Raw genomic sequence first — 25,623 nt, forward strand, 5'->3', positions numbered from 1 at the left:
GGCCTTATGGGTGACAAGGGGTGTAAAATAGGCAACGCTTAGCTTGCTTAGTTATTGAATAACTGTCTTTACTAACGGTTTTTACTAGCTAACGCGCCCCACTCACCCCTTTGCTCTATCAAGCTGTGATGACTCCTATGACAAACTTAACCTCGCTTAGCGCTGCTAACCCATCAATGAAACCCGCCTTTCTGTCTGTGATTGCTATCGGCTCCGTACTTGCTCTTAGCGCTTGCCAGCAAAAGACTGATTATAACAATCTCAGCGGCGAGACCATGGGCACCAGCTACCATATCAGTTATCAATTGCCTAAAGGCGCTGATGAAGCTGCCATACAAGCCGCCATCGATAAGCGCCTGCAAGACATCAATGACAGCATGTCCACTTATCAAGCGGACTCTACCATTTCTAAATTCAACCAATTAGATAAAGATACCCCTATTGCTATCGACGCCGATTTCAGCCATGTCTTAGAAGCGTCTAGGCAAGTCTATGAGCTATCGGGCGGCGCGTTTGATCCTACGGTGATGCCATTGATTGAAACCTGGGGTTTTGGCAGTACCATGACGGTTGAGCGCTTACAAAGTCCGCCGACAGCGCTTGAGATTGCACAAGCAAAAGCATTGGTCGACTTTAAAAGCGTGATACAAAAAGACCAAAGCATTTATAAAACCAAAGATGGCGTCGAGCTTGATTTTTCGGCGGTGGCTAAAGGCTATGGCGTTGACGTTATCGCCGATGTACTCAGAGATGACTATCAGATTCGCAATTATATGGTTGAGATTGGCGGTGAAGTGGCGACCTCTGGTGTCAGTGCTCAGCAGCAACCGTGGCAAATTGCCATTGATGCGCCCATCGAAGGCAGCACGGTGAGCGCGCGCCAAACCGTGGCAGTGATTCGCCAGCCGATTAATATCAGCAATAATATGCATTTAGCCACCTCTGGCAACTATCGCAATTCAGTCGTTTTCGATGGTAAGCACTATAGCCATACCATTGATCCAACGACAGGCAAACCAATTATGGGCGGTGCTCCATCGGTAACCGTCGCTGCAGAAACAGTTGCGCTGGCTGATGCTTGGGCAACTGCTTTGACCGCGATGCCTTATGAAAAAGCGCTAGCAACTGCCAGAGAGCACAATATCGCGGCTTTATTTGTGATTTTGGCTAAAGACGTTTCAGCAGATACCGCTACCGACAGTACTGATGATTGGCAAGTGGTAGAAACTCCTGCGATGAAAACCCTGCGGGCTGATAAAAAGTCCTAATATCAAAAGCCTAGGCTTTAATGTACCTGTTAAGCACAAACGAGCAAGGTGAATTTTTGCTATACTATAAGCAAGTTATCGAGTAGATGACTGTCCCATATTTTAAACGAGAGGTTCCCTCTATGCTTAACCAATTGTTTCCTATGCTTGCCATTACCTTTACCGTCTTCATGTTGTTTTTTATCTTTATGGGTATCGGTTATATGGTCAAGAAAAAGCCGCTTAGAGGCTCTTGCGGCGGTGTGGCGAAATTGATGGGCGACGAACACTGCTCATTTTGTGGTAATGACCCCAATAAATGCGACTCACTGGTCGACCAACAGCAAGAAATCGCGCTTAAAGCTGCCCAACTAGGTAAGTCTGTCTAAACGCCTTATTTGTTACCATACGCTGGTAGCATTCACCTAACATCTGTTCCTATAATAGCGTCTAGTCCTTTGTAATTAATATTGCAAACTAACAGTGACTGACGCTATTTTTTTATGCGTTTAGCGTTTATAGCTTAGTATTGGTATAGAACGCTTTTTATAAGCAAAAAATTAAAGCCATTAGTCATATAGTAAGTTTGCCCTGCTCGATAGAACAACCATTACATATGGCTTGCTTTCGACAAGTGTTTTTATATTCTGAACTCTTACATTCTAATCTATTGTCTCAATCACCTTTTGGGTGACGTACTCTGGTGTTATTTTATAAGCGATGGTGCGCCTGCGCTTTTTAATGACGTGTCCTTTTTCTTATGCTGATAGTCGTGCTGCTATGTCTACCTCTCCTAATGTGCAAAATGATTTGCCGCTCCATTCTTCCGAGTCTCAGTCGGGTGCGCCGTCAAACTTTAAGCTGCCCTCTTCACGCTTTACGTTTTGGCTAGTGCTCTGTGCCATGATTTTATTGGCGACCAATATGCGCTCGCCAATTGTGGCGCTAGGTTCTATTGCGCCAGTGGTTCAAGGGGCGCTAGATATCTCTGAAACCCAAATTGGCTGGCTGGGTGCGGTACCGATGCTGACTTTTGCGCTTGGGGCTTTTATTTCACCAGCCATTGGTAAGCGTTTTGGACTTGAGAACACCCTGATTGCGATGATTGCCTTATTAACGGTAGGCATGATTATTCGTAGCCTTATTCCAACTTGGATTGGGTTTTTAGCTGGCACATTACTGCTGACGTTGGCCATTGGTTTTGCCAATACCCTTGCCGCTCCTGTTATCAAGCAGCGCACACCAAATCATATTCCGTTAATTACGGGTTTATTTAGTCTAACCATGACAGTGTCAGCAGGGATTGTCGCGGGCGTGGTCTTGCCATTATCTGAGCAAGTTGGCTGGCAATGGGCGCTTGGTGGTTGGTCAATTTTGGGCGTGTTTGCCTTAATTATTTGGGTGCTGCTACGGCTACGTTTGGGCTCGTCAAATCATCAGCCAATCATACCGCTTGCTGAAGGCGTAAAGGCCCCGTCCCCTATCTCAATGTGGCGCACACCTTTTGCTTGGCAAATCGCGGTTTTTATGGGTTTACAATCGCTACTTTTTTATACCGTTGCCAGTTTTTTACCTTCAATTTGGCTCAGTAAAGGGCTATCGGCGGTAAGCGCGGGGCAGATGAATTCGGTCTTCCAGTTTATGGCACCGGTAGCGATTTTAAGCTTAACCTGGCTCGTTAATCGCGGACGTCCTATTCAGGCGTTGGCGGTATTTGCTGCCGTCTTAAATGTGATTGGTATCTTAGGAGTCAGCTATTTATCAGCTGATTTGGCGTGGCTGTGGTCAGCGCTGATGGGTATCGGTTGTTCAGCGATTTTTACCTTGAGTATGATGCTGTTTTCGATGCGTACTTATACCGCTAATCAATCAAGCGAGCTGTCGGGTATGGCGCAGGCGGTCGGTTATCTGATTGCATTTTTCGGTCCATTGGGCACAGGCTGGTTGCATGAAGCAACGGACAGTTGGGATTTGCCCTTATTAATCATGTTGGTCTTAATGGTGGTAAACGTGGGTTTCGCTTGGATGGTTAGCCGTCCGGTAATGGTCGATGGTAAGAAGGCTTAATTTTTGCCCTTTATACTGACTGACAGGCGCGCAATACCGTTAACTGTCGCGCCATATTGCTCATAAGCTTAGTTTGCTACACTGGTTTGATTGTAAATAGGACAGCAAAATTATGATAAATATCTCTTCTTATTTGGCTAAACGCTTACCTGCCTCTGTATCCAAACCTTTAATAATAGCGGCAGCATTAAGCGTTACCCTTGCAGTCAGCGGTTGTCAAAAAGAGCCTGATGTTAATAAGGCTGACGATAGCACTCAAACCGTCACTACTCAAAGCACTAGCACCCAAACCAACGAAACCCAGAAAACTACAACTACAACTACAACTGAGCAGCAAGCGCCATTAACGATATTGGCATTGGGTGATTCATTAACCGAAGGGCTTGGCGTCGATAATGATGCCAATTATCCCGCGCAGCTAGAAGCACGCCTAAAAGAGCTTGGCTATAAAAATTTCAGAGTAGTCAATTCAGGCTTAAGTGGTGAAACCAGTACGGGCCTCGTCAATCGCTTAGATTGGGTTTTGCAAACCAAGCCCGATATCACGATTTTGACCGTCGGAGCTAATGACGCCATCCGTGGTATTGATGTGGCAACGGTCGAAGCCAATATTCGCACCGCTGTTAAACGCCTGCAGGACAATGGAAGTGAAGTTATCTTGGGCGGTATGCAGATTTATGACAATCTTGGTTCTGATTATGTAAAGTCGTTTGCCGCGATATATCCAAGAGTGGCTAAAGATATGAATGTACCGCTGATTCCTTTCTTTTTAGATGGTGTAGGCGGCGATCCTAAGCTTAATCAAGCCGATACCATTCATCCAACCAAAGAAGGTTATACCATTATCGTTGATAATAATATCTTGCCAGTGCTTAAGCCTGAAATTGAAAAGCTAGAAGCAAAGCTAACATCAACAAGCACGCCTACTGAGACTACGCAATGACATCTTTAGCTTCAGACTTAGGTTCAACTGCAACAATTACACCCACATCTAAACCTTCCCCATTACTAACGGCCTTACAACTTAATAAAACCGTGCAAGTCGGTGAGCAAAAGCTGTCTATCATCAAAGACGTAGATATCCATGTCAATGCGGGCGAGTTTGTGGTTATCATGGGCAAATCTGGCTCAGGAAAATCCACGTTATTAGGACTATTAGCAGCGTTAGATTATCCTGATAGTGGTTCCGTTGAGTTGGCAGGGCAAACCTTAAGCAACCTTGATGAAGATGCGTTGGCGGTCATTCGCCAACGTGATATGGGTTTTGTCTTTCAATCTTTTCATCTATTACCGACATTGACGGTAGCGGAGAACATTGCCTTCCCGCTTGATATCGCTCGCCGTCCAAACAAAGCGCGGGTAAACGAGTTGATTGCAGCGGTTGATTTGGGGCATAGGCGTGATAGTTTGCCCAACCAATTATCAGGTGGTGAGCAGCAGCGTACTGCCGTTGCCCGCGCGTTGGTTTCACAGCCGAAGATTGTCTTTGCCGATGAGCCAACAGGCAACTTAGATGAGCAAAATGCCAATCAAGTGATGCAGCTATTATTAGATTTACGCCAGCAAGTGGGCTCGGCACTGGTCGTCGTCACCCATGATGCCGCGCTTGCTCAGATGGCAGATCGTGTCATTACCATGCATGACGGTATGATAGATGGATCAAAAATTAATGGATAACATGGATAATGAGTCGAATTACTCGAGTGGCATAATAAGCCAACTATTTAATCGCACCTTAGGCACGCAAGCCTTAAGTCGCAGTTGGTGGCAACGCTGGATTTATCCGCTATTATTTTTATTGACGCTAACGTTATCGCTTGCAACTTACCTCACCCTCGACTCCGTTCAGCAATCGGTTGCTACCTATATCAACGACAATCAGCGTGCGCTCGTTGGCGGCGATTTAATATTAAACAGCAAGCAAGAATGGCCAAGCGAGGTATTAACGCAAGTAGAGACGGTCGCTGATACGCAAATAGTATATGACTATCAGTTTAGCGCGATGGTGGTGACCGATGAGCAAACTTTGCTTGCCAGCGTCAAAGCCGTCTCTCCGGCTTATCCATTATACGGAGAAGCCGAGCTTGCTTCAGGGCAACCGTTATGGCAGCAATTAAGCGCTAAGAATGTCGTCGTCGCGCCTGAAATACTTAACAGCTTAAACGCCAGTGTCGGTGACCAAATCACCATTGGTGATGCTGATTTTACCATTAGTGATGTGCTAACCAAAGAGCCTGACCGTCCGTTGACCGCCTTTGGTTTTGGCGGGCGGGTTTTGATGCATCAAGATGCGCTCGCAGCGACCAATTTATTGGGTCAGCGTAGCCGTATCAACTACCGTATTGAGCTGGCTGGCGAGCCTGAATTAATGGCCGTGCAGCGTGATAAACTCACGCAAATACTAAGCAATTATCCTGATATTGAGCTCTCTGATGCGGAGTCGGCCGATACCTCTGTCTCGCGTATTTCTGATAATGTATTGATGTTCTTAAAGCTGCTCGTCATTGCCGTGCTCTTGTTATCTGCGGTAGCGATGTATGGCGTGATTACCGCTTTTGTGACCAAGCAGCAGTCTAGTAATGCGATTCGCTTAGCATTGGGTGAACCGCTTAGCTCGCTGAAACGCAGCTACTATCAGCTATTGATTGTTACCACTATCATCGCCTGTATTGCCGCAGTTATCGTCAGTTTTGGCTTACTGAAAGTCGGTCAACCTTATCTTATTGCTATCTTGCCTGCTGATGTTGGTCTAGCCATCAATCCTATTAGCGCTATTAAAACCATTATTATCGCTTTAGTGCTGACTTTGCTTATCGCTCAGCGTGGTTTAAACACGCTAAGTACGACCAAGCCTGCTACTTTACTTAATCAAGGAGTAAGCACAAACTCGCAAAATATGCCGTGGTATCGACGCTTGCCGCTATTATGGTATGGGTTGATGCTAATCGGGCTTTATGCGTTTTTTGCTTATGAAGTCAATTCTCTGATACTAGGTGCGCAGCTCTTAATAGGCTTAACTGCCTTCGTAGCGATATTTTGGCTATTGGCGCGCGGTTGGTTATGGCTACTGACTAAGTTTGCTCAGTACTCTAATATCAGCTGGATGCAGCGTATTGCTATCCATAACCTTGCCCGTAAAGGCAATCAGTCCGCATTATTTTTTGTCACTTTATCGCTGTCAGTGGCGGTCTTAACTTTGATTACCACGCTTAATCATAGTATCAATGCGCAGTTTATTAATGCGTATCCTGAAGATGCGCCCAATTTATTTTTGCTCGATATTCAAAGTGACCAGCACGATGAAATTGATAACATCATTGCTGCGCCTGTGAGCTATTATCCCGTTATTCGTGCCCGTGTCGTCACAGCTAATGATGTACCCGTACAAGATATCGAACCTGCTGACGGCTTTGATGACCCTGCGCGTGTTTTTAATTTAAGCTACGCCGATACGGTGATGGATACTGAGTTTATTACTGATTCGCTAGTAAAAAACGAGCTTTACACTCCTATTAAGAATGCAGATAATGAGACAGCACAAACCGTCGAGCCGTTATCGATTTTGGATACGGCTGCTATTTTGTTAAACGTTGGCATGGGTGATCAGGTTCGCTTCAATATCCAAGGGATTGAAATTGTCGGGCAAATCACCAGTATCCGCTCGCGCTATGAGAAAGGACCCAGTCCCTATTTTTATTTCTTATTTGAGCCAGCGGTTTTATCAGCTGCTCCGCAAATCCAATTTGCCACCGCCCACGTCGCAGCGGAAGAAATTCCAAAACTACAAGGCAAACTGGTACGCGAATTTCCTGCTGTAACAACTATCGACGGCACGGCTATCGCGCAGCAAGTCCAAGAGTTGGTGGTGCAAATGAGCCGTTTGGTCTATGTCTTCACCTTACTGGCATTATTGACCGGTATCATGGTCTTGATTAGCTCGCTACTGTCTACCTCACAAGACCGCATGGCGGATAGCGCCTCATTTAGGCTGCTCGGTATGCAAAAGCGCGACCTATATATGCTCAATATCTTAGAGCTTGGCATACTTGGCATTAGTGCCGCCTTATTTGCGGTGATTATCGCTAACATCGGGGCTTGGGCTGCTATTACCCAATGGTTTAACCTGCGCTTTAGTGTGCCATGGGTTAGCTTAGGCATCGGCGGTGTGGCGTTAATTGGTTTGCTGTTTGCCATTGCCATTATTTATGTGCGCTTAGTGATTGGGCGCGGGATTATGGCGCGGGTAAGGGCGATGATTTAATGTAAAAAAGATCTCTAATCAATATGGATAGTCGTACAAATTAAATCGTAATAGAATAATTTTAATTAACAAGTGTTTTCTAATTCATAAATATAAAAAATTAATGTTATTATCTAATTAGCTCTAAAGAACGCAAACAATTTAACAAATTGTAAGCTTATTGTTGATGAGCTTGTCACACCATATGACAGCTATATGACGTACAGTTTCAAACGTGCGCTATATTCAAGTGGCGACATTGTTCAACGCTTAAGAAAGCTGGCTCATAGATTGCGTGTAGCACTTTTGCCCTTGCTACCTTGCACTCAAAAGGACGGAACAATATCTGGTGGTAGTGACATGGTGAATATATCGAAAATAGCTTTCCTGTTAAATAAACTCATTGAGCCTCTCGAATGGCTCGAAAGAGTGGTGTTGATAAACGGCGCACTATCGCCAACAGCACCATTTGCTGCAAAGACGTACATATTTGTAGCAGTATTGATAACAATTGCACACGCTTTTGTGTTAATATATAACAGTGAAATAATACGCAAGAAAATCGCAAAGCTAGTGGATACAGCTCTAGATAACGTTAACAATTTAACTGATTGTAAGGTTGTTGTAGATGAGCTTATCATTCCATATGACAGCTATATGACGTACAGTTTTAAACGTGCGCTATATTCAAGTGGCGACATTGTTCAACGCTTAAGAAAGCTGGCTCATAGATTGCTTGTAGCACTGCACCTTCATCATGGCTATCTAGTGAATAGACCTTTTGCATAAATTCTTTATTTCGTTGGTAATACTTAATATATGAATTTTTGCAAAAGGTTTGTTAAATAGAAGCAAGGGAGATAGTCATGATAGACAAGGTTAAGTTTTCATCCTATGTTCGTAAAAATTTCGAAAAAAATCTCGGTTTACTATCTAAAAAGAAACTGAAATCAGACAATGTTTATCACGCAAAGTATATTTCTGTTAATAGCTACCTAGAACAATTCAATGAAGTTACCCTCACTGCTATATGTCATAAAATAGTACAGCTAAAGTACAATTGTGATCCGTTAACACCCATCATTCTTCCTAAAACAAATTGTCTTAAACACGACGTAATGACGTTAGACAATACTCGTTTGGTTTGTGTCCCCTCAGTACAAGATAGAATCCTTCAAAAGCTGTTTTTGGAATACCTCAAAAAACATTACGATAAAATCTATAATAGATTTTGCGAGTATGATCATGCCTTGAATAAAGACATTCATAAAAAAGTTATAGATACTTTAGATGAGGCAGGGAAACCAAGTAAAAAAACTATAGATGGTATACGTAAAGCCTTAGATGACGTTATAGAATATCGGAGCAATTATAAATACGTTATCAAAGCGGATATTGTTAAATTTTTTGATAATATAAATAGAGAAATCGCTGTAAAGAAATTTGAAAAAGAGTTCATTGGCTTAAATGAAGATAAAGAGCTGATTGCTATTTTTAAAAGTTTTGTTTACTGCGATGCTAAGTTGGATTATGGCGATCTAAAGTACAAAAAACTGATAGAAAAATATTTAGAAGAACTTAAAGATAAGGGCGTTCGCCAAGGTATGCCGATAGCTTCTTTATGCTCTTCAATGTATTTATACGAATTTGACAATTTAATGATTAAGAACAGCATACCGTATATACGTTATGCAGATGATTTCCTAATCTTTGATGACTCTTATGGCAAGGCTAAGAAAATCAAAGAACACGTTCAACAAAATCTCAGAAATATTGGTTTAGACATTGAAAAAATGGCTGGTGAACAGAAAACCAAAATATACGGTGCTAAAGATAGTTTCACATATCTAGGTTTTGATATAGTTTATAGCTCTAAACTAAACTCCTACCAGCGACGCATTCCAAACCCAGTTTTTGATAAAGCTATAGGACGAATAGATAGCTTTAAATCAATGACTAAAGTCAAACGAGAATGTGGCAATTATGTCGATTTTAGTTTGTATCTCAGAATACTTATTTCAGGATATACAAACTTTTATAGTGAAGACTTAGCTGTTAATGGCGCAAAGTTTGAGAGAGATTTGATAGCAGCATCTAAAGATGTTAGAAAAAAACTTATTACAGATAATCTAAATATAGATTTTGAAGACATCAGCTCAGCAAATAAGAGAATGTTTTTCTTTGGTATCAAATAAATATAGTCGTTTTAAAGAGTAGCTTAACCTCGACAGTAGCGTATAGATAAGATATGAGCGCATGGCGGCTCCAAAACCTCAAGCACCTAAAACGTCTTCTATTCATGTAGAGGGCTTTTTTTTGCTTAACAGAGCGTATAGGAAGATAAACCAATATCAGCCATCCGCTTTGCTTATTTTATCGCAACCATTTGCTATACTAGCCCAACTTTATCGATTAAATGACACCTTACAAAATCCTCCAAAACAGCATGGTAGCCTTATGAAATTCTCAAAATTCGGTCAAAAATTCACCCAACCTACGGGTATCTCACAATTGATGGATGATTTGGGCGATGCGCTAAAAAGCGATCAGCCTATCAATATGTTAGGCGGTGGTAATCCTGCCAAAATTGATGCCGTCAATGAGCTGTTTTTAGAGACTTATAAAGCTCTTGGTAATGATAACGATGCTGGTGAAGCCAATAGTAGCGCGATTATCAGTATGGCAAATTACTCAAATCCGCAGGGTGATGCGGGCTTTATCGATGCGTTGGTTGGCTTCTTTAATCGTCATTATGACTGGAACCTCACCTCAGAAAATATCGCTCTCACCAATGGCTCACAGAATGCTTTTTTCTACTTGTTCAATTTATTTGGTGGGGCCTTTGTTGATGAGCACAGTCAGGATAAAGAAAGCCAGTCTGTCGATAAATCAATCCTACTACCATTAACGCCTGAATATATTGGCTATAGTGATGTGCATGTCGAAGGTCAGCATTTCGCAGCCGTACTGCCGCATATCGATGAAGTAACCCATGATGGCGAGGAAGGTTTCTTTAAATATCGCGTCGATTTTGAGGCGTTAGAGAATTTACCCGCGCTAAAAGAAGGTCGTATTGGCGCAATTTGCTGTTCGCGTCCGACCAATCCAACCGGTAATGTATTGACCGATGAGGAGATGGCGCATTTGGCCGAGATTGCCAAACGCTATGACATCCCGCTGATTATCGATAACGCCTACGGTATGCCCTTCCCCAATATCATCTATTCAGATGCGCATTTGAATTGGGATAACAATACGATTTTGTGCTTTAGCCTGTCTAAAATTGGCCTGCCCGGTATGCGTACGGGTATTATCGTTGCCGATGCGAAAGTCATCGAAGCGGTCAGCGCGATGAATGCGGTGGTGAATCTAGCGCCAACACGCTTTGGCGCAGCGATTGCGACGCCATTGGTGAATGATGACCGTATCAAGCAGTTAGCTGATAATGAGATTAAACCCTTTTATCAAAAGCAAGCCACGTTAGCGGTAAAGCTGTTAAAAGAAGCGTTGGGTGATTATCCATTAATGATTCATAAGCCTGAGGGCGCGATTTTCTTATGGTTATGGTTTAAAGATTTGCCGATTAGCACGCTTGAGCTGTACGAGCGTTTGAAAGAAAAAGGTACGATTATCGTTCCAAGTGAGTATTTCTTCCCCGGTGTCGATGTCAGCGATTATCAGCATGCACACGAATGCATCCGCATGAGTATCGCCGCTGATGAGCAAACGCTGATTGATGGTATTCGAGTGATTGGTGAAGTGGTTCGCGAGCTTTATGATGAAAGATAGGTTGGCTTGATAATATGACTTTGCGTGAGGCTTCTATGCGCTACGAATTTGAAAATATGAAAATTAGTAGAGAAAAAAGATACTCGCTAGGTAAAGAAACTACTACCAATAAATATTACTTATCTTTTCCAGTTAGTCCGCCAAATCAGAGGTATGTTGAGTTTGAAGAATATTATGAAATCTCTTCTGAACAGCTTGATGAGTTTTTAGAAAATGAAGATTTATTAATAGAATTTTTGGATAAATGTAGAAGAAGAAAAATGGATCATTTATTTCTCTTTTATCCTATAGCTCCTGTTCGGGGTTATCCAACTTAGATTACCTTCTTGAAGCAAAAAACGGACTTATGAATAGTCCGTTTTTTTCTGTCGTTTAATCATAGGTTTGACGGTGTTGATTGACTGAAATGTCTTTGTCCATACGGTGAAACCATAGATTATATAAGACAGCATACAGGTATTAACAATATCATGGATACTGGCCTTTATTTCTGCAGCTTGTAACCCTGCGAGTCCTAGCTCGGTAATCGTCTGGCGATTATCCAAATACTCACCCAGTAAGGCGATAGCTGTCACCATAATCAAAGCAATAAACGCTCTAACACTGTATTTTTTAAAAATTGGACGTAGCAAGATTAAACTTAATAGGTAGACGCCAATGCCCACATACATATGTAAGGCGTCTTTGTCTAATCCTGTGGCATCCACGACACCGTTTTTAAAGAGATAAAAATCCACGATTTTATTCCGCGTATAAGAGATAGAAAATAACTGAGTATAAATGAAAAACAACTAATTATATATTGAGAATAAAAAAGGTAGATTAAGCATTTGCTAACCTACCTTCCTGTTTAATCAAAACTGTCCAATCAAACATGTAATACATGCTTTTTAGATATTCCAATCTACAAAATTCTTTAGCAGCTGTAAGCCCGCGGTGTGGCTTTTTTCTGGATGGAATTGGGTCGCAAACAAATTATCTTGCAAAATACTGGCACAAAACGGCTGACCGTAGTCACAAACGGCAGCCACTTGCGAGCTATCGGCTGGCGCGCAGTAATAGCTATGGACAAAGTAAAAATGCGCATTATCTTCGATGCCGTTCCACAATGGATGGTCAAAATCCATACCGTTAATCGTATTCCAGCCCATGTGCGGCACTTTAATAGTCGCACCTTGCTCATCTTTCCAAGTAGGGTCAAACGCTTCTACGCTGCCATTTAAGATGCCCAAACATTTTGTGCCACCATTCTCAGCGGACTGCTCAAACAACGCCTGCATACCGACACAGATGGCCATGACGGGCTTATTGAATATCGCCTGACGTATGACCTCATCAATACCGGCCTCGTGCATGCCAGCGATACAGTCGCGCATGGCACCGACACCTGGGAAGAAAATCTTATCAGCCGCCGCGACGACTTTTGGGTCACTGGTAATAACGACTTCCGCGCCTACCGCTGACAATGCCTTGCTGGCCGAGTGTAAATTACCCATGCCATAATCTAATAGTGCAATATTTGTGGCTCGACTCATCTAAAAAGCCTCTTTGGTCGACGGCAAGGTATTAAGCGCACGCTCATCATATTCGCAAGCCATGCGTAGTGCACGAGCAAACGCTTTAAACGTAGATTCGATTTGGTGATGGCTGTTTTTGCCTTTAAGATTGTCTAAATGCACCGTCATCCATGAGTGATTGACGAAGCCGTAGAAGAATTCGCTGAACAAATCGACATCGAAATTACCGACGTGCGAGCGGGTAAAAGGAATGTCCATATGCAAACCAGGACGGCCTGATAAATCAACCACTGCACGGGTAAGCGCTTCATCGAGTGGCGCATAAAAATGCCCATAACGACGGATGCCTTTTTTATCGCCCAATGCTTTGTTGAATGCTTGCCCAAGCGTGATACCCGTATCTTCAACACTATGATGATCATCAATAAAGGTGTCGCCGGTACATTTGATATCTAAGTCAAATAAACCATGACGCTTAATTTGATCAATCATATGATCCAAAAACGGCACACCAGTATCGACAGTGCCTTGACCCGTTCCATCAAGATTAACGGTGCAAGTAACTTGCGTTTCAGCAGTATTACGGGTAACGGTGGCGGTACGAGCTGGGCGACCATGTAAATTTAGATTGGTAGATTGATTTTGCCCAGTTGCATTGGCTGTATTGGTTGTCGTCGTAGAATTGGCAGTCATGGCTACTCTCTATAAATGAAAAGCGGTCAATAAAATAGGGCGAAAAAGCGCCCAAAGCATTCTTACTAGCGTCTAAAATAAATAATAATAAATAATAATAAATAATAATAAATAATATAAAAAAATAAGCTAAAAGTGGGGTCAATGTTTATTCAAAAGGCTTATTCAAATTCTTACTAAAAACACTTATTGAAAAACCCGAAATATTAGGTTTTTTGCGTATAAACCATTGTCTATCCTCATCATAGCAAACCCTAGCATTTACTGCCACGACCAAGCAGTAATCCACGCACAAAATCGCCCTATTCTGCTAAAATAGTGCGTTCAGTATTATCAATCATACGCCGCGCTGACTCTACAATGCTACACTCGATGCCACGCTGTATCACCTTATAGCAACCGATTATTTATAGGAACTGATTATGCCTCTAGAAGCGATCGCCATCAACAGCTTAGATGCACCACTGATTAAAAAACCTGCGCGTGATAATGAACTGTCTGAGCGTCTGCATGCCTTGTATGACAGCGATGACAACCAGCCAAGTGGCGCAGAAGTATTAAATCTCGTTGAGCAAGGTTTTAACCGTGGTCAAACCCTGTATGTCGGCATGTTTAACGACAAGCCTATCGCCGCGGTTGCTTGCTTTGATGATGGGCAAACCGATGCCAAACGCCTGCAATATCTCACGGTACATAGCCAAAATCGAGGTCGCGCCATTGATGCTAAGTTTATCAAACTGGTCTATGATGCCGAAGTGAAAAAAGGCGTGCGCGAGTTTGTCCCGGTAGATGCCGATATTCATCGTATCATGAGCGAGTATGAGCTCCTGCGCGTTAAGGATTAAATACGAGTTTAAAACCTTGTATTTGGCTTATATTTGACTATTTATTGTTTTTTATCGCATATTATGCAAAAACCACTTGACAGTAACGGCTATATTTAGTTTAATAGCGCCTCAACGAAGACGGCTCGATAGCTCAGTCGGTAGAGCAACGGATTGAAAATCCGTGTGTCGGCAGTTCGAACCTGCCTCGAGCCACCATTCGTTTAAGCATTCTAAAAAGCCCCAAACATTTATGTTTGGGGCTTTTTTTATGCTTAATTTATAATTAAAGTCACGATGACACCTACCAAGCACACCTAATAATCGCACTAATAGATAACATTTTTAGGCTGTTTTTGAGGTGTAAATTCTCTCTATACTAAAGCGATGAATGCAACGCTACAGGTAAAAACCATGAGAGAGTTTGATTATGATTTGGATTATAAAAACCTAGACTTGCGCGCGCAGCCCGAGCTGTACCGTGTCGGTCGCGGTGAGCAAGGCGTATTATTGGTAGAGCCTTACAAGTCCGAAATATTGCCACATTGGCGCTTTGCTACGCCTGATATTGCAAAAGAGAGCAGCGAGATTATTTATCAGATGTTTTTAGATTATCTGGCTGCCGATGACTTTGTTGGTGCCGATATGGCGCGCAAATTTATTCAAATGGGCTATACCCGCGCCCGTCGCTATGCCAATCATAAAGGCGGTAAGAAATACAAAGGACCAGTCCCTGATGATAAAAAAGGTCAGAGCGGTGCGCATGGTCGCGAAGAGCTACCGCGGCAAACTGAAGACCCTATCAAAGCAGAATCAGCGCGTATTTTTAAGCAGAAATGGGATGAGTGCCGCGAAAACGCAGACTATTTAAAGATGAAAGACGAACATCGTCAGCGCTATAAAGATATTGAATAATTGAGCAAAAATAAGCTTTGAATGCGTTTATATGACTTCTTGTGCTATGGTTAAAGCATGAATTTAAGAAACAGACGTGATAACCCTAAAGGCTAGCAATAATGGATAAGCAACTTTTAATTTTTGATTTCGATGGCACATTGATTGACAGCGTACCAGATTTAGCTGATGCAACCAATGCAATGCTAACCACGCTTGGCAAAGCACATTATCCTATCGAGACTATCCGTAACTGGGTGGGTAATGGCTCAAAAATGCTGGTCGAGCGTGCCTTGGTCGGTAAGATAGAAGTCTTAGAAGGTGAATTAACCCAAGAAGAAACGGATCATGCTGAACAAGTATTTTTTGATGCTTATAAGAATCTCAGTGGTAGCAAAACTGTCGCTTATCCAGATGTCGATAGTGGATTAAAAAAGCTAAAATCAGCAGGATTTTCGCTGGCCTTAGTCACCAATAAGCCCATTCGTTTTGTCCCTAAAATCTTGCAATCCTTTGGCTGGCAGGATTTATTTAGCGAAGTGCTGGGCGGCGATAGTTTACCTGTGAAAAAACCAGATCCTACGCCGTTATTGCATGTCTGTGAGGCGTTAAATGTCACTCCAGAACAAGCGGTAATGATTGGCGATTCGAGAAACGATATCTTAGCCGGACAAAACGCAAATATGGATACGCTTGGTCTGTCTTATGGTTATAACTATGGGCAAGATATTCGTGAGCTCAATCCTACTGCAGCATTTGATGAATTTTCGGCATTGGTTGACTATCTTTTAGAAGATTAGAGCGTACTTATAATAGTTAAAAATAAGAAGAAAACCTTTTACCTTACACACTTGCAGACTGTGACTAGCCTTTAATTAGCTTAACCTTTAACAAGCCAATAAACCGTACGCTATTGGAGCAAGAGAATGATTAAAAAAGATGACACCAACAGAAAGTACTCCGCTATTTTGGTCGATGGCATTCAAAAAGCACCTGCGCGTTCTATGTTGCGTGCGGTTGGTTTTACCGATGAAGATTTTAAGCGCCCACAAGTGGGAATTGCCTCTACTTGGAGCCAAGTGACGCCTTGTAATATTCATATTAACGGCTTAGCGGAGGAAGTGGCTAAAGGCGTTTATCTTGCCTATGCCAAACCTATTATTTTTAATACCATTACCATCTCTGACGGTATCGCTAACGGTTATCAAGGTATGAAGTACTCCTTGGTATCGCGTGAGGTGATTGCGGATTCTATTGAAACCGTCTCAGGCTGCCAAGGCCACGACGCGATCATTGCTATTGGTGGCTGCGATAAAAACATGCCGGGTTGCCTGATGGCCATGGCGCGCTTAAACCGTCCTTCGCTATTCATTTATGGCGGCACCATTCAGCCGGGTAAAAACCACACCGACATCGTTTCTGTATTCGAAGCCGTTGGTGCCAATGCCCGTGGCGATATGACCGAAGAAGAAGTGTTAGAAATTGAAAGAACAGCTATCCCAGGTCCAGGTTCTTGTGGTGGTATGTATACCGCCAACACCATGGCATCAGCGATTGAAGCGTTGGGTATGAGCTTACCGGGTAGCTCTGCTCAAGAAGCTATTTCCCCTGAAAAACGTGAAGACTGCCGAAAAGCAGGTGAAGCGATTCAGTGGCTCCTTGATAACGACATTAAGCCTAGCGACATTATGACGCGCAAGGCCTTTGAAAATGCTATTACGATGGTTATTGTTTTAGGCGGTTCTACCAACGCTGTACTGCATTTATTGGCCATGGCCGATGCCATCGACGTAGAGCTAAACATCGATGACTTTACCGAAATAGGTAAACGCGTGCCGGTACTGGCCGACTTACGCCCATCAGGTAAATACTTAATGTCAGAGCTCATTAAAATTGGCGGTATTGCCCCATTAATGAAGCGTTTATTGGCAAAGGGTTTACTGCACGGCGATTGCTTAACGGTTAGCGGTAAAACCCTTGCTGAAAACCTAGCTAACGTAAAAGACTACCCAGCAGATCAGGACATTATCAGGCCTTTTAATAAACCCATTAAAGCTGACAGCCACTTGCGTATATTACGTGGCAACATTGCACCGACTGGTTCGGTGGCAAAAATCAGTGGCCAAGAAGGTACTCTGTTTACGGGTAAAGCGCGTGTATTTAACTCCGAAGAAGACTCCATGAGCGCTATTTTAAATGGCACTGTGGTGGCGGGTGACGTGGTTGTTATTCGTTATGAAGGCCCTAAAGGTGGTCCCGGTATGCGTGAAATGCTGTCACCGACTTCTGCCATTATGGGGCGTGGTTTGGGTAATGACGTTGCGTTAATTACCGATGGTCGCTTCTCTGGTGGTAGTCATGGCTTCGTCGTCGGGCACATCACCCCTGAAGCCATGGTTGGTGGCCCGATTGCTATTATTGAAAATAGCGACACCATTACCATTGATGCCGATAATAATGAAATAAACTTAAACATTAGCGAAGAAGACATTCAAAAACGTTTAAGCGCTTGGAAAGCACCAGAGCCAAACGTAAAACGTGGTGTACTGGCTAAATATGCCAAAACGGTTGGCAGTGCCTCACAAGGTGCCATTACTGATAAGTATTAATCGCTATTAAAAACATCTTGGGAAAAGGAATGTCTAAGGTGATTTGTGGCCTTATTATAAAAATGCCCGAACTACCTAAACGCCCTTTAGATAAATATAAAGGTTTAGAAGATTTAGATGGCGTTAGTAATATTACAGGGTTTTTCTAAGTTAATAATACATCACTTACTACGATAACTTAGCGCTTCAGATACATGGGCGCTAGTAATATCAGCACTATCAGCACTATCAGCACTATCAGCGAGGTCAGCAATCGTCCGCGCGACTCGCAAGACACGATGATAGCCACGCGCGGATAAATTTAGCCGTTGCTGAGCAAGCTGTAATAGTTGTTGTTCGGCTTCGCCTAGCTGAATGTATTTATCAATCTCGCTTGGGCTCAGCTCATTATTGACTTTTTCCTGCCGTATTAATTGGCGCTTATGTGCCGCAGATACTCGAGTGCGGACTTGCTCAGAGGTTTCGCCCGCTTGCGCATTTTGCAAATCGGCAATCGGTAACGTAGGCACGGTAATATGCAAGTCAATGCGATCAAGTAATGGTCCTGATAGCTTATCTTGATAGCGTTTGATTTGCTCAGGTCGGCAGCGACTGACAACTACAAAATTAACTGATAATATCGAGGAGCCACCGACTAAAACACTACAAAAATAGATGATAATCTGATGACGATGACTAAATCTACAATACTAAATGATAATTTTCCAGCTAGAATTATCCCTAGAAACCATAGAACCGTGACAGGTTTTATTCATGGTAATAGTAGTACATATTCAGGTTTCGAATCAAGTCTAGAACGTGATGCTCTGATATTGACTGAGTTTAATTTATCAATAGTAAACCATTTAGCTCAACCCAGAACATTTGAGTATTTTTATGATAACAAGAACAGGAAATATACGCCTGATATTTTCATAGAATATAGTAATGGGAAAAAACTATACGTTGAAGTTAAATATAGGGACGACATAAGAAAAGACTGGGCTATTCTAAAGCCTAAGTTCAAAGCAGCTATTAAAGAGCTATCCACCGAGGAAAATACACGATTTAAAATCTGGACAGAAAAAGAGATCAGAAGTCCTTTACTTAAAAACGCTACATTTCTCCTTCCTTATAGACACAGAAGTTTTGAAAACTATCAGCTTGAAATGATTAAAAAAGTAGTTTCAAGGTTTAATGAAACAACTCCTGAAGATGTGATTAGGATATGTTCTAGTAGTTTAGAAGCTCGTGCTGAATTCCTAAATACTTTATGGTACGCCTTATCTAATCAGATAATAAAGGCTGATTTGACTCGTCCCCTAACAATGAACTCTTCTATATGGATTTAATAAGATGTATGAAGTTAAATTAAATGTAGGTGAAGAAGTTTTTAGCGGTAACTCTCGCTATAGAATAACAGCTGTTCTTGATATAGAACACGTATGCGTTCGTAGCAGTTTTACTGGTAAATCAAAAAAAGTCCACATATCTGAGCTGTCTTCAAGTCCTGTCGATGAGGATGACACAAAGATAATACCAGCTACTGAGTTGATGCATATTCCAGATGAGGAATGGGTCGAAATTCACAATAAGGCTGGGCTTTTTAATAACATCCTTCAATCCGATTCTGATGAAAGGCGTGATGAAATAAAAAAAGCTGCTGAGGAACTAGGAGTATCAGAGCCAACACTGTATAGACAATTGCAGAAATACAAAGCGAGTAAGGGGGATCCAACTAGCTTATTAAGAAAAAAGCGTGTGGATAATGGACGCTTTGAGCCTGAGATAGAGACAATAATACAGTCATGTATAACTCAATATCTATCAACAGACAAACTAAAAGTTTCAGATGTTTTTAGAAATCTTGAAACTCAAGTCTACCAATATAACAAACTGCATGGAACTACATTTACAGCACCGCATATCAATACTATAAGGTACAGAATATCTCAGCTTACTGCTGCTGAGATTGGATCAACAAGGCTGGGTAAAAATGGTCAAGAGTCCTATCGTCCTATTATTGGTAAGTTTCCAGAAGTAATAAAACCTTTGGAGATTGTACAGATTGATCACACTCCCTTAGATCTTATGGTTGTTGATGACGTTAATAGACTGGCTATAGGTAGGCCAACAATCACGTTAGCGATTGATGTTTTCAGTCGAATGGTTACGGGTTTTTACATCTCGCTAGAAAAGCCAAACACCTTACTAACAGGATGTTGTATCACACACTCGATCTTAGATAAAAAGAAATGGTTGGCAGATCACAAAATAGATGCTCAATGGCCAGTATATGGCCTAATAGATACTATCCATACTGATAATGGTAAAGAGTTTCATGGTAAAGCCTTAAAAAGAGCATGTGAGAAATATCATATCAATCTAACTAAAAGACCCGTTGGGACGCCAAGGTATGGTGGACATATTGAACGACTGTTTAAAACTTTCAACGATACAGGTATCCATGCATTACCTGGAACGACTAAATCAAATATTGTAGATAAAGGCGAATACGATTCGGAGAAAAAAGCGGTATTAACTTTGTTTGAACTCGAAACTTGGTTTACGGAGCTTGTGGTCAATATCTATCACCATACGGTTCACTCTGAACTTGGAATGACTCCGTTTGAGAAGTATAAAGAAGGGATTTTAGGGAACGATACTACTTTAGGTAGAGGGCTTCCACCTAAGATAGAGCACGAACTACAGCTCAAAATTGATTTCTTACCCTATGAAGAGAGAAGCGTACAAAAATATGGGATCCAGCTTTTTGGTATTCTTTACTACCATGATCTTTTAAGAAAATGGATACGCCAACCTGATAAAACACGTAAAAACTCAAAACAATTTATTATCAAATACGATCCAAGAGATTTAAGCTCAGTATTTTTTTATGATCCTGATATGAAGTCATACATTACTGTTCCGTATAGAAACTTGAGTCGACCCGCGATATCTCTATGGGAGCTAAGAGAGATCAAGAGAAGACTAGCGGACGCTGCTCCAAAAAGTCAGGTTACAGAAGACGATATTTTTGAAGCTAGAATTAAAATGGCAAATATTGTTGAAAACGCATCGAAAGAAACAAAAAAAATAAGACGCTTGAAACAAAAAGAGTCAGTTAGAGTAAAAGAATCTATTCCACAGATGGCTGTGAAAGCTGAGCAACTAGAAGAGGTTCATTTAGAAGAATTTGAGGACTTAGAAGACTTTGATATTCAGCCATTCGAAGATATAGAGGAGTAGTATATGGAACATTTATCTGATAAAGCTCGAAGCTTAATAAATGCTTCAAACGATGAAAAAATATTCTATATAAATACAGATAGGTGGATTGGCTACCCACGATCTCAAGAAGTTCTTAACAGCTTAGAAGATTTAATGTGCTATCCAAAGACAGATAGAATGCCAAACTTATTAATTGTTGGTGATTCTAACAATGGTAAGACAAAAATATTGAAACAGTTCTTAAAACGTTATCCATTTGATATTGATGAAGATACTGCGCTCAATATTCAACCAGTTGTCATGGTATCAGCGCCTTCAAAACCAGATGAAAATAGTTTCTATATTCGTATGCTCCAAGAGCTTCACACCCCTTATGTAAAAAATGAAAGCGCGAGTGTCAAAAGAGAGCGGATTATTCGAGTACTGAAAAAACGTCAAACTAGAATGCTAATTATTGATGAAATTCAACACATTATCGCAGGATCACTTAATGCTCAAAGAAACCTGCTTAATGCGATAAAGGATTTAAGCAACACTCTTCAAATTCCAATTGTTGGCGCTGGTATTGAAGATGCTTTTAACGCTATTCAAGTAGACTCACAGTTAGCTAACCGCTTTCAGTTAGAGGTTCTACCAAGATGGAAAATAAACACTCTAGATGATACTAAGAATTTTGCTCGATTAATCGCATCTATTGAACAAAGCTTAATATTACCAGAGGCCTCATATTTATATAAAAAGCCGTATCTTGAGAAAATTCACTATCTAAGTGAAGGGCTGATTGGTGAAGTTTTTCAAATATTAAGGAAGTTGGCTATTTTTTCAATTAAAAACGATCAAACTTGTATCAACGAAGACACATTTGATTCCGTAACCTTGTCGACACCTTCAAACAGACGTAAATTGTTAAGTCAGATAAGATGAGCTGTAAATATCAAGGTCTAGAGCTATCATATAAATTACAGCTACTCCCAATATATCAGGACGAACTACTTAGATCTTGGATAATACGTAATGCGCTATTCCTTAATATGAAACCATCGCAGCTATCTACTATTATTTTTCAAAATACCGATATTTGGAAGTCAGATATTGATACTCAGCTCTCTACTAAAAGTATTGAATCACTATTAGGTACTGTAGAAATCAAAAAAGAAGATTTGAACAACACTTTAATCTCTTTAAACTGTGACTATTTTTACCCTCATTTGAATGATTCTAAGCAAATAAAATGGGTTCTGAGCATTGGTGTTCATCAAAGAGGTCAAAAAAGTAGTATTCAATATTGCCCATTATGCCTATCTACAGATCAGGCTCCCTACTTTAGAACATACTGGCGGTTCGGGTTTTTAACAAGCTGTCACATTCACAATGTCTGTTTCCTAGATAACTGTTATAGCTGTGGTGCCTCAATAGATTTAGTTCGTTATGATAAGAAAGGTGATGAGCATTTTAAGCAACTTGACTGTCTAAAATGCAGTCAATGCTCTTTTGACTTAAGAGATGCCCCAAAGATAAGACCTCATCATCATGAACTTAAAGCAAATCATGAGCATTTTGAACTGTTAGTCAACGGCTATGGTAGTGTTGGTAACTTACATTTTAATTATTCGCATATCTACTACGATGGTTTTAAGCGAATTATGTCATTTCTACTCTGTAGTAAAAACGGAGTTGAGATGTTCAATCACATTGTTAGTATAAATAACTTAGACCAGAATTTCGTCACCGACAGAAGCATAGTACGTCGGCATTCAGAGCCTGAACACCTATCACTTGATATGCGAAGAGTCAGTATTATTTTCTCATATCATGTAATGAAAGATTGGCCTATAAGCTTTATTAAAATCTGCAAAGAATTTGGAATTACTAAACGATTTATATACTCTCCACATCTTGACTATCCTTTTTGGCTGAAAAAGATTCTAGACTTAGAGTTGGCTTAGAATAGAAGCTTTAGTTACCAAAGTATGAAAGTATCTCAATTCTTGAGTAATGGCGATATAGTTTATATACTTGCTAATATATCCATCAAGCCTATCTACTGAACATTTTCAAAGAAACACCCTCTACAAGTCAGGGTATATCGTTTTTTGCATCGCTATCCAAATCTATTACCCCACTACATCCCTTCATACAAACAATTGTATAACCTTAACCTTTTAAAAATCACTATGCGCCCCAATGTCATCTGCTGTAAATAAATAATAAAAGAGACTCAAAATGGGTAAAGACTTTAGAATATTGACGCTTTCGGGAGGAGGCTATAGGGGATTATACGCTGCTAAAGTTTTGGCTGACTTAGAGGAGCAAACTAATCAGCCTATCGGGCGCTATTTTGATCTTATCGCAGGTACATCGATTGGAGGGATAGTAGCCTTAGCAGTAGCTTACGAGATTCCGATGAAAGATGTCGTTGAAATGTTTAAAACACATGGGCAGGATATATTTAAAAAACAGAAATTTAGTTTTTTTTCTATATTTAAATCTACTTACTCTGGTAATGGTTTAAAGGCTCAAATAAGCAAATTCTTTTTTGACAAAAAAATTGGCGATTTGAAGCATAATGTTATTATACCTGCTATTAACTATTCAGCAGGTGTACCTGTAGTATTCAAAACTCCTCACCATGAAAGCTTTGTTCGTGATTTACATCTCAAAATCGTTGATGTTGCTATGGCAACCTCGGCTGCGCCTATATACTTTCCAAAATATGAGTTCAATCATTCTAACTATGTAGATGGTGGGCTTTTCGCCAATAATCCAAGCTTGTTAGCAATACATGAAGCACAGCACTTTTTTGGTATTCCAAAAGATAATATATCTTTATTACATGTCGGTACTCTTTCTTCCCAAACCTCTGACGTAGTCAAGAAAAACCAAAAAGGTGGAATGACGGATTGGGCAAAAGGCATGTTACTGAACAAAGCGCCTAAAAATATCATAGAGCTTACTCTTGCAAGTCAACAACAAATGATGACACATATGACTAGACATATGTTAAACGAGAAATACTTTAATATAGACGCAAATGTATCTAAAGATGCGAACAGTTACATAGGTCTAGATAGACATGATGAATATGCAACTAATGTATTACTTTCTCATGCTCAACAGTCATCGAAAGAAGCTTTAGGCAATCCATTTATATCAGCTCTACTTGAAAAACAGACTAACGCACCTACTTGGATAAATATTGAGGAACAAATTAATGAATAATGAAATACCTACTAATAATTTTCATCGAGTGTTACGTAATGAACCAGAAGGTTTTTTTACTCAGTTATTACCTACAAGAGATCAGCTAGATATTTTTAAAAACTGCAAAGATCTTGTGCAGGAAGCGCTTGAGATTAAGCTTAAAGAAGAATACGGTACTAAGCCAAAATTTAGATTGCAAGGTTCATGGGCTTATGGCACCTGCAATGTACCAAATCGCGAAGGTCAAGAGATAGATTTTGATTATGGATGTTATCTACCTGAAAAGTGTTTTTCTGGCGATCAAGAGAGTGATGCAGAAGTATTAATAGGCCATGTTAAGCAAAGCTTATCTCAACTTTGTTATGTTGAAAACTGGCAGCTAGACGATACGAACCCAAGTTGTTTACGGATAAGAGGATTTATGGCAGACGCTCATTTTGATATACCCTTATACGCCGTTCCTGACGATATGTTCAATGACCTAAAAGATGTACCTATATCGAGTCGTAAGAACTCAGATGTTGTCGAAAGCAATGAAAGTTTTGATGGTTTATCAAATCGGGGTTATGGAGGATCTTTAAACTTTAGTGAAGATACTCAACCACAGGATCTATCAACTTTTTTTGGAGAGTCTAGCTTCAATCGCAGTTCAGACACTATTAACTTGAGTGAGTCTTTGGAAAGCAACCAATTCGACGGTATACAAAAGAATGAGTCAACCCAACCCTCTATAAAGGATATTTCGCTAATTAGAAATGATGGCAAATGGAAAGTATCTAACTGTGAACGTGTTCGTGAATGGTTTCTAAAGGAATGTAGTAAGCTTCCTGGTGAAGGTCAACAGTTGAGATCTATAGTTCGTTATATCAAGGCGTGGAGAGATTATGATTTTAACCCCAAACATCGTAAAGCACCCACTTCATTAGCGCTTATGATATTAACAGTAGATACGTATGAATATACTCAGCAACGAGATGATAAAGCGCTAACACAAGTAGCCTCAATGCTTCCTAATAGGTTTTTGCAAGACGTGACTTGCAAAGATATAAAAGATCATGAAACTGAGATATTTAATGATTATGGAGACAATACTTATAAGTATAGAGCTGATGACAGTCGTTTAGCTAAACAGTTTTATGAATCACTTGAATATTGTTCGACCAAAGCAACCGTAGCTAAGCAATGCCTCACTCTTTTAACGACCAGTCTTGGCGATAAGATAACGGATAATGAGGATTTAGTTTCTATTAGTGTCAAAGAAACCAATCCTAAACCTGTACAAGTAGCAGCAGCGGCGGCTATTCTCCCATCACAGATCGGTGGTTGATTTAA

24 protein-coding genes and 1 tRNA gene are annotated in these 25,623 nt (G+C 40.9%); 21 read left to right on the forward strand and 4 right to left on the reverse strand.

Annotated features, from left to right (window positions below; genetic code table 11):
* Positions 1-137: 137 nt before the first annotated feature.
* From AC2FA3_RS05295 to AC2FA3_RS05340, 10 genes are all read left to right on the forward strand, one after another.
* Positions 138-1,268 (forward strand): FAD:protein FMN transferase, encoded by a 1,131-nt coding sequence (locus AC2FA3_RS05295; protein WP_490508645.1) that lies wholly within the window; start codon positions 138-140, stop codon positions 1,266-1,268.
* A 122-nt stretch (positions 1,269-1,390) separates the two neighbouring features.
* Complete coding sequence (gene nqrM, locus AC2FA3_RS05300) at positions 1,391-1,636, forward strand: (Na+)-NQR maturation NqrM (RefSeq protein WP_490508646.1); 246 nt, start codon at positions 1,391-1,393, stop codon at positions 1,634-1,636.
* Positions 1,637-2,027: 391 nt separating this feature from the next.
* A complete protein-coding gene (locus AC2FA3_RS05305) occupies positions 2,028-3,314 on the forward strand; it encodes an MFS transporter (protein ID WP_490508647.1) in 1,287 nt (428 codons plus the stop codon).
* A 112-nt stretch (positions 3,315-3,426) separates the two neighbouring features.
* Positions 3,427-4,257: an arylesterase gene (locus tag AC2FA3_RS05310; RefSeq protein ID WP_490508648.1), complete on the forward strand. Its 831-nt coding sequence runs from the start codon at positions 3,427-3,429 to the stop codon at positions 4,255-4,257.
* A complete protein-coding gene (locus tag AC2FA3_RS05315; RefSeq protein ID WP_490508649.1) occupies positions 4,254-4,991 on the forward strand; it encodes an ABC transporter ATP-binding protein in 738 nt (245 codons plus the stop codon). The genes AC2FA3_RS05310 and AC2FA3_RS05315 overlap by 4 nt, the downstream gene beginning before the upstream one ends.
* Entirely contained in the window at positions 4,969-7,575 is a 2,607-nt protein-coding gene (locus tag AC2FA3_RS05320; protein WP_490508650.1) for an ABC transporter permease, read from the forward strand. Before AC2FA3_RS05315 ends, AC2FA3_RS05320 begins: the two co-directional genes overlap by 23 nt.
* A 195-nt stretch (positions 7,576-7,770) precedes the next feature.
* Positions 7,771-8,343 carry a hypothetical protein gene (locus tag AC2FA3_RS05325; protein ID WP_490508651.1) on the forward strand — a complete coding sequence of 191 codons (573 nt, stop codon included), beginning with the start codon at positions 7,771-7,773 and terminating at the stop codon, positions 8,341-8,343.
* 77 nt (positions 8,344-8,420) lie between these two features.
* Positions 8,421-9,749: a reverse transcriptase domain-containing protein gene (locus AC2FA3_RS05330; protein ID WP_490508652.1), complete on the forward strand. Its 1,329-nt coding sequence runs from the start codon at positions 8,421-8,423 to the stop codon at positions 9,747-9,749.
* Between the two features lie 262 nt (positions 9,750-10,011).
* On the forward strand, positions 10,012-11,343 hold the full coding sequence (locus AC2FA3_RS05335) for a valine--pyruvate transaminase (RefSeq protein ID WP_490508653.1): 1,332 nt from the start codon (positions 10,012-10,014) through the stop codon (positions 11,341-11,343).
* Positions 11,344-11,357: 14 nt separating this feature from the next.
* Positions 11,358-11,660, forward strand: a complete 303-nt coding sequence (locus AC2FA3_RS05340; protein ID WP_490508654.1) for a hypothetical protein — start codon at positions 11,358-11,360, stop codon at positions 11,658-11,660.
* 27 nt (positions 11,661-11,687) lie between these two features.
* On the opposite strand, the gene AC2FA3_RS05345 is transcribed toward AC2FA3_RS05340, so the two are convergent.
* From AC2FA3_RS05345 to hisB, 3 genes are all read right to left on the reverse strand, one after another.
* Positions 11,688-12,080, reverse strand: a complete 393-nt coding sequence (locus AC2FA3_RS05345; protein WP_149490242.1) for a hypothetical protein — start codon at positions 12,078-12,080, stop codon at positions 11,688-11,690.
* A 153-nt stretch (positions 12,081-12,233) separates the two neighbouring features.
* Positions 12,234-12,878 (reverse strand): imidazole glycerol phosphate synthase subunit HisH, encoded by a 645-nt coding sequence (gene hisH, locus AC2FA3_RS05350; RefSeq protein ID WP_490508655.1) that lies wholly within the window; start codon positions 12,876-12,878, stop codon positions 12,234-12,236.
* Positions 12,879-13,553 (reverse strand): imidazoleglycerol-phosphate dehydratase HisB, encoded by a 675-nt coding sequence (gene hisB / locus AC2FA3_RS05355; protein WP_490508656.1) that lies wholly within the window; start codon positions 13,551-13,553, stop codon positions 12,879-12,881.
* Positions 13,554-13,975: 422 nt separating this feature from the next.
* Here hisB and AC2FA3_RS05360 point away from each other — a divergent pair, with 422 nt between their 5' ends.
* The 5 genes from AC2FA3_RS05360 (at position 13,976) to ilvD (ending at position 17,880) form a co-directional block, all read left to right on the forward strand.
* Positions 13,976-14,398, forward strand: a complete 423-nt coding sequence (locus AC2FA3_RS05360) for a hypothetical protein (protein ID WP_490508657.1) — start codon at positions 13,976-13,978, stop codon at positions 14,396-14,398.
* Between the two features lie 122 nt (positions 14,399-14,520).
* Positions 14,521-14,596, forward strand: a tRNA-Phe gene (locus AC2FA3_RS05365).
* 195 nt (positions 14,597-14,791) lie between these two features.
* A complete protein-coding gene (locus AC2FA3_RS05370) occupies positions 14,792-15,292 on the forward strand; it encodes a DUF4385 domain-containing protein (protein WP_490508658.1) in 501 nt (166 codons plus the stop codon).
* Positions 15,293-15,393: 101 nt separating this feature from the next.
* Positions 15,394-16,071, forward strand: coding sequence for a phosphoglycolate phosphatase (locus AC2FA3_RS05375; protein WP_490508659.1), 678 nt, complete (start codon positions 15,394-15,396; stop codon positions 16,069-16,071).
* A gap of 126 nt (positions 16,072-16,197) precedes the next feature.
* Complete coding sequence (gene ilvD / locus AC2FA3_RS05380; protein WP_490508660.1) at positions 16,198-17,880, forward strand: dihydroxy-acid dehydratase; 1,683 nt, start codon at positions 16,198-16,200, stop codon at positions 17,878-17,880.
* A gap of 161 nt (positions 17,881-18,041) precedes the next feature.
* Here the strand turns inward: ilvD and AC2FA3_RS05385 are convergent, their stop codons facing one another.
* Positions 18,042-18,542 carry a magnesium chelatase subunit ChlI family protein gene (locus tag AC2FA3_RS05385; RefSeq protein WP_490508860.1) on the reverse strand — a complete coding sequence of 167 codons (501 nt, stop codon included), beginning with the start codon at positions 18,540-18,542 and terminating at the stop codon, positions 18,042-18,044.
* A gap of 3 nt (positions 18,543-18,545) precedes the next feature.
* Here AC2FA3_RS05385 and AC2FA3_RS05390 point away from each other — a divergent pair, with 3 nt between their 5' ends.
* The 6 genes from AC2FA3_RS05390 (at position 18,546) to AC2FA3_RS05415 (ending at position 25,618) form a co-directional block, all read left to right on the forward strand.
* Positions 18,546-19,211: a TnsA endonuclease N-terminal domain-containing protein gene (locus tag AC2FA3_RS05390; RefSeq protein WP_490508661.1), complete on the forward strand. Its 666-nt coding sequence runs from the start codon at positions 18,546-18,548 to the stop codon at positions 19,209-19,211.
* 4 nt (positions 19,212-19,215) lie between these two features.
* On the forward strand, positions 19,216-21,108 hold the full coding sequence (locus tag AC2FA3_RS05395; RefSeq protein ID WP_201598526.1) for a TnsB C-terminal domain-containing protein: 1,893 nt from the start codon (positions 19,216-19,218) through the stop codon (positions 21,106-21,108).
* A 3-nt stretch (positions 21,109-21,111) separates the two neighbouring features.
* Positions 21,112-22,014 (forward strand): TniB family NTP-binding protein, encoded by a 903-nt coding sequence (locus tag AC2FA3_RS05400; RefSeq protein WP_201598527.1) that lies wholly within the window; start codon positions 21,112-21,114, stop codon positions 22,012-22,014.
* Entirely contained in the window at positions 22,011-23,036 is a 1,026-nt protein-coding gene (locus AC2FA3_RS05405) for a TniQ family protein (protein ID WP_490508663.1), read from the forward strand. The genes AC2FA3_RS05400 and AC2FA3_RS05405 overlap by 4 nt, the downstream gene beginning before the upstream one ends.
* 277 nt (positions 23,037-23,313) lie before the next feature.
* Positions 23,314-24,309, forward strand: a complete 996-nt coding sequence (locus AC2FA3_RS05410; RefSeq protein WP_201598529.1) for a CBASS cGAMP-activated phospholipase — start codon at positions 23,314-23,316, stop codon at positions 24,307-24,309.
* Entirely contained in the window at positions 24,302-25,618 is a 1,317-nt protein-coding gene (locus tag AC2FA3_RS05415; RefSeq protein WP_201598531.1) for a CBASS cGAMP synthase, read from the forward strand. Before AC2FA3_RS05410 ends, AC2FA3_RS05415 begins: the two co-directional genes overlap by 8 nt.
* Positions 25,619-25,623 lie beyond the last annotated feature (5 nt).

Source organism: Janibacter sp. CoH_79_TC_3, from assembly GCF_058197955.1.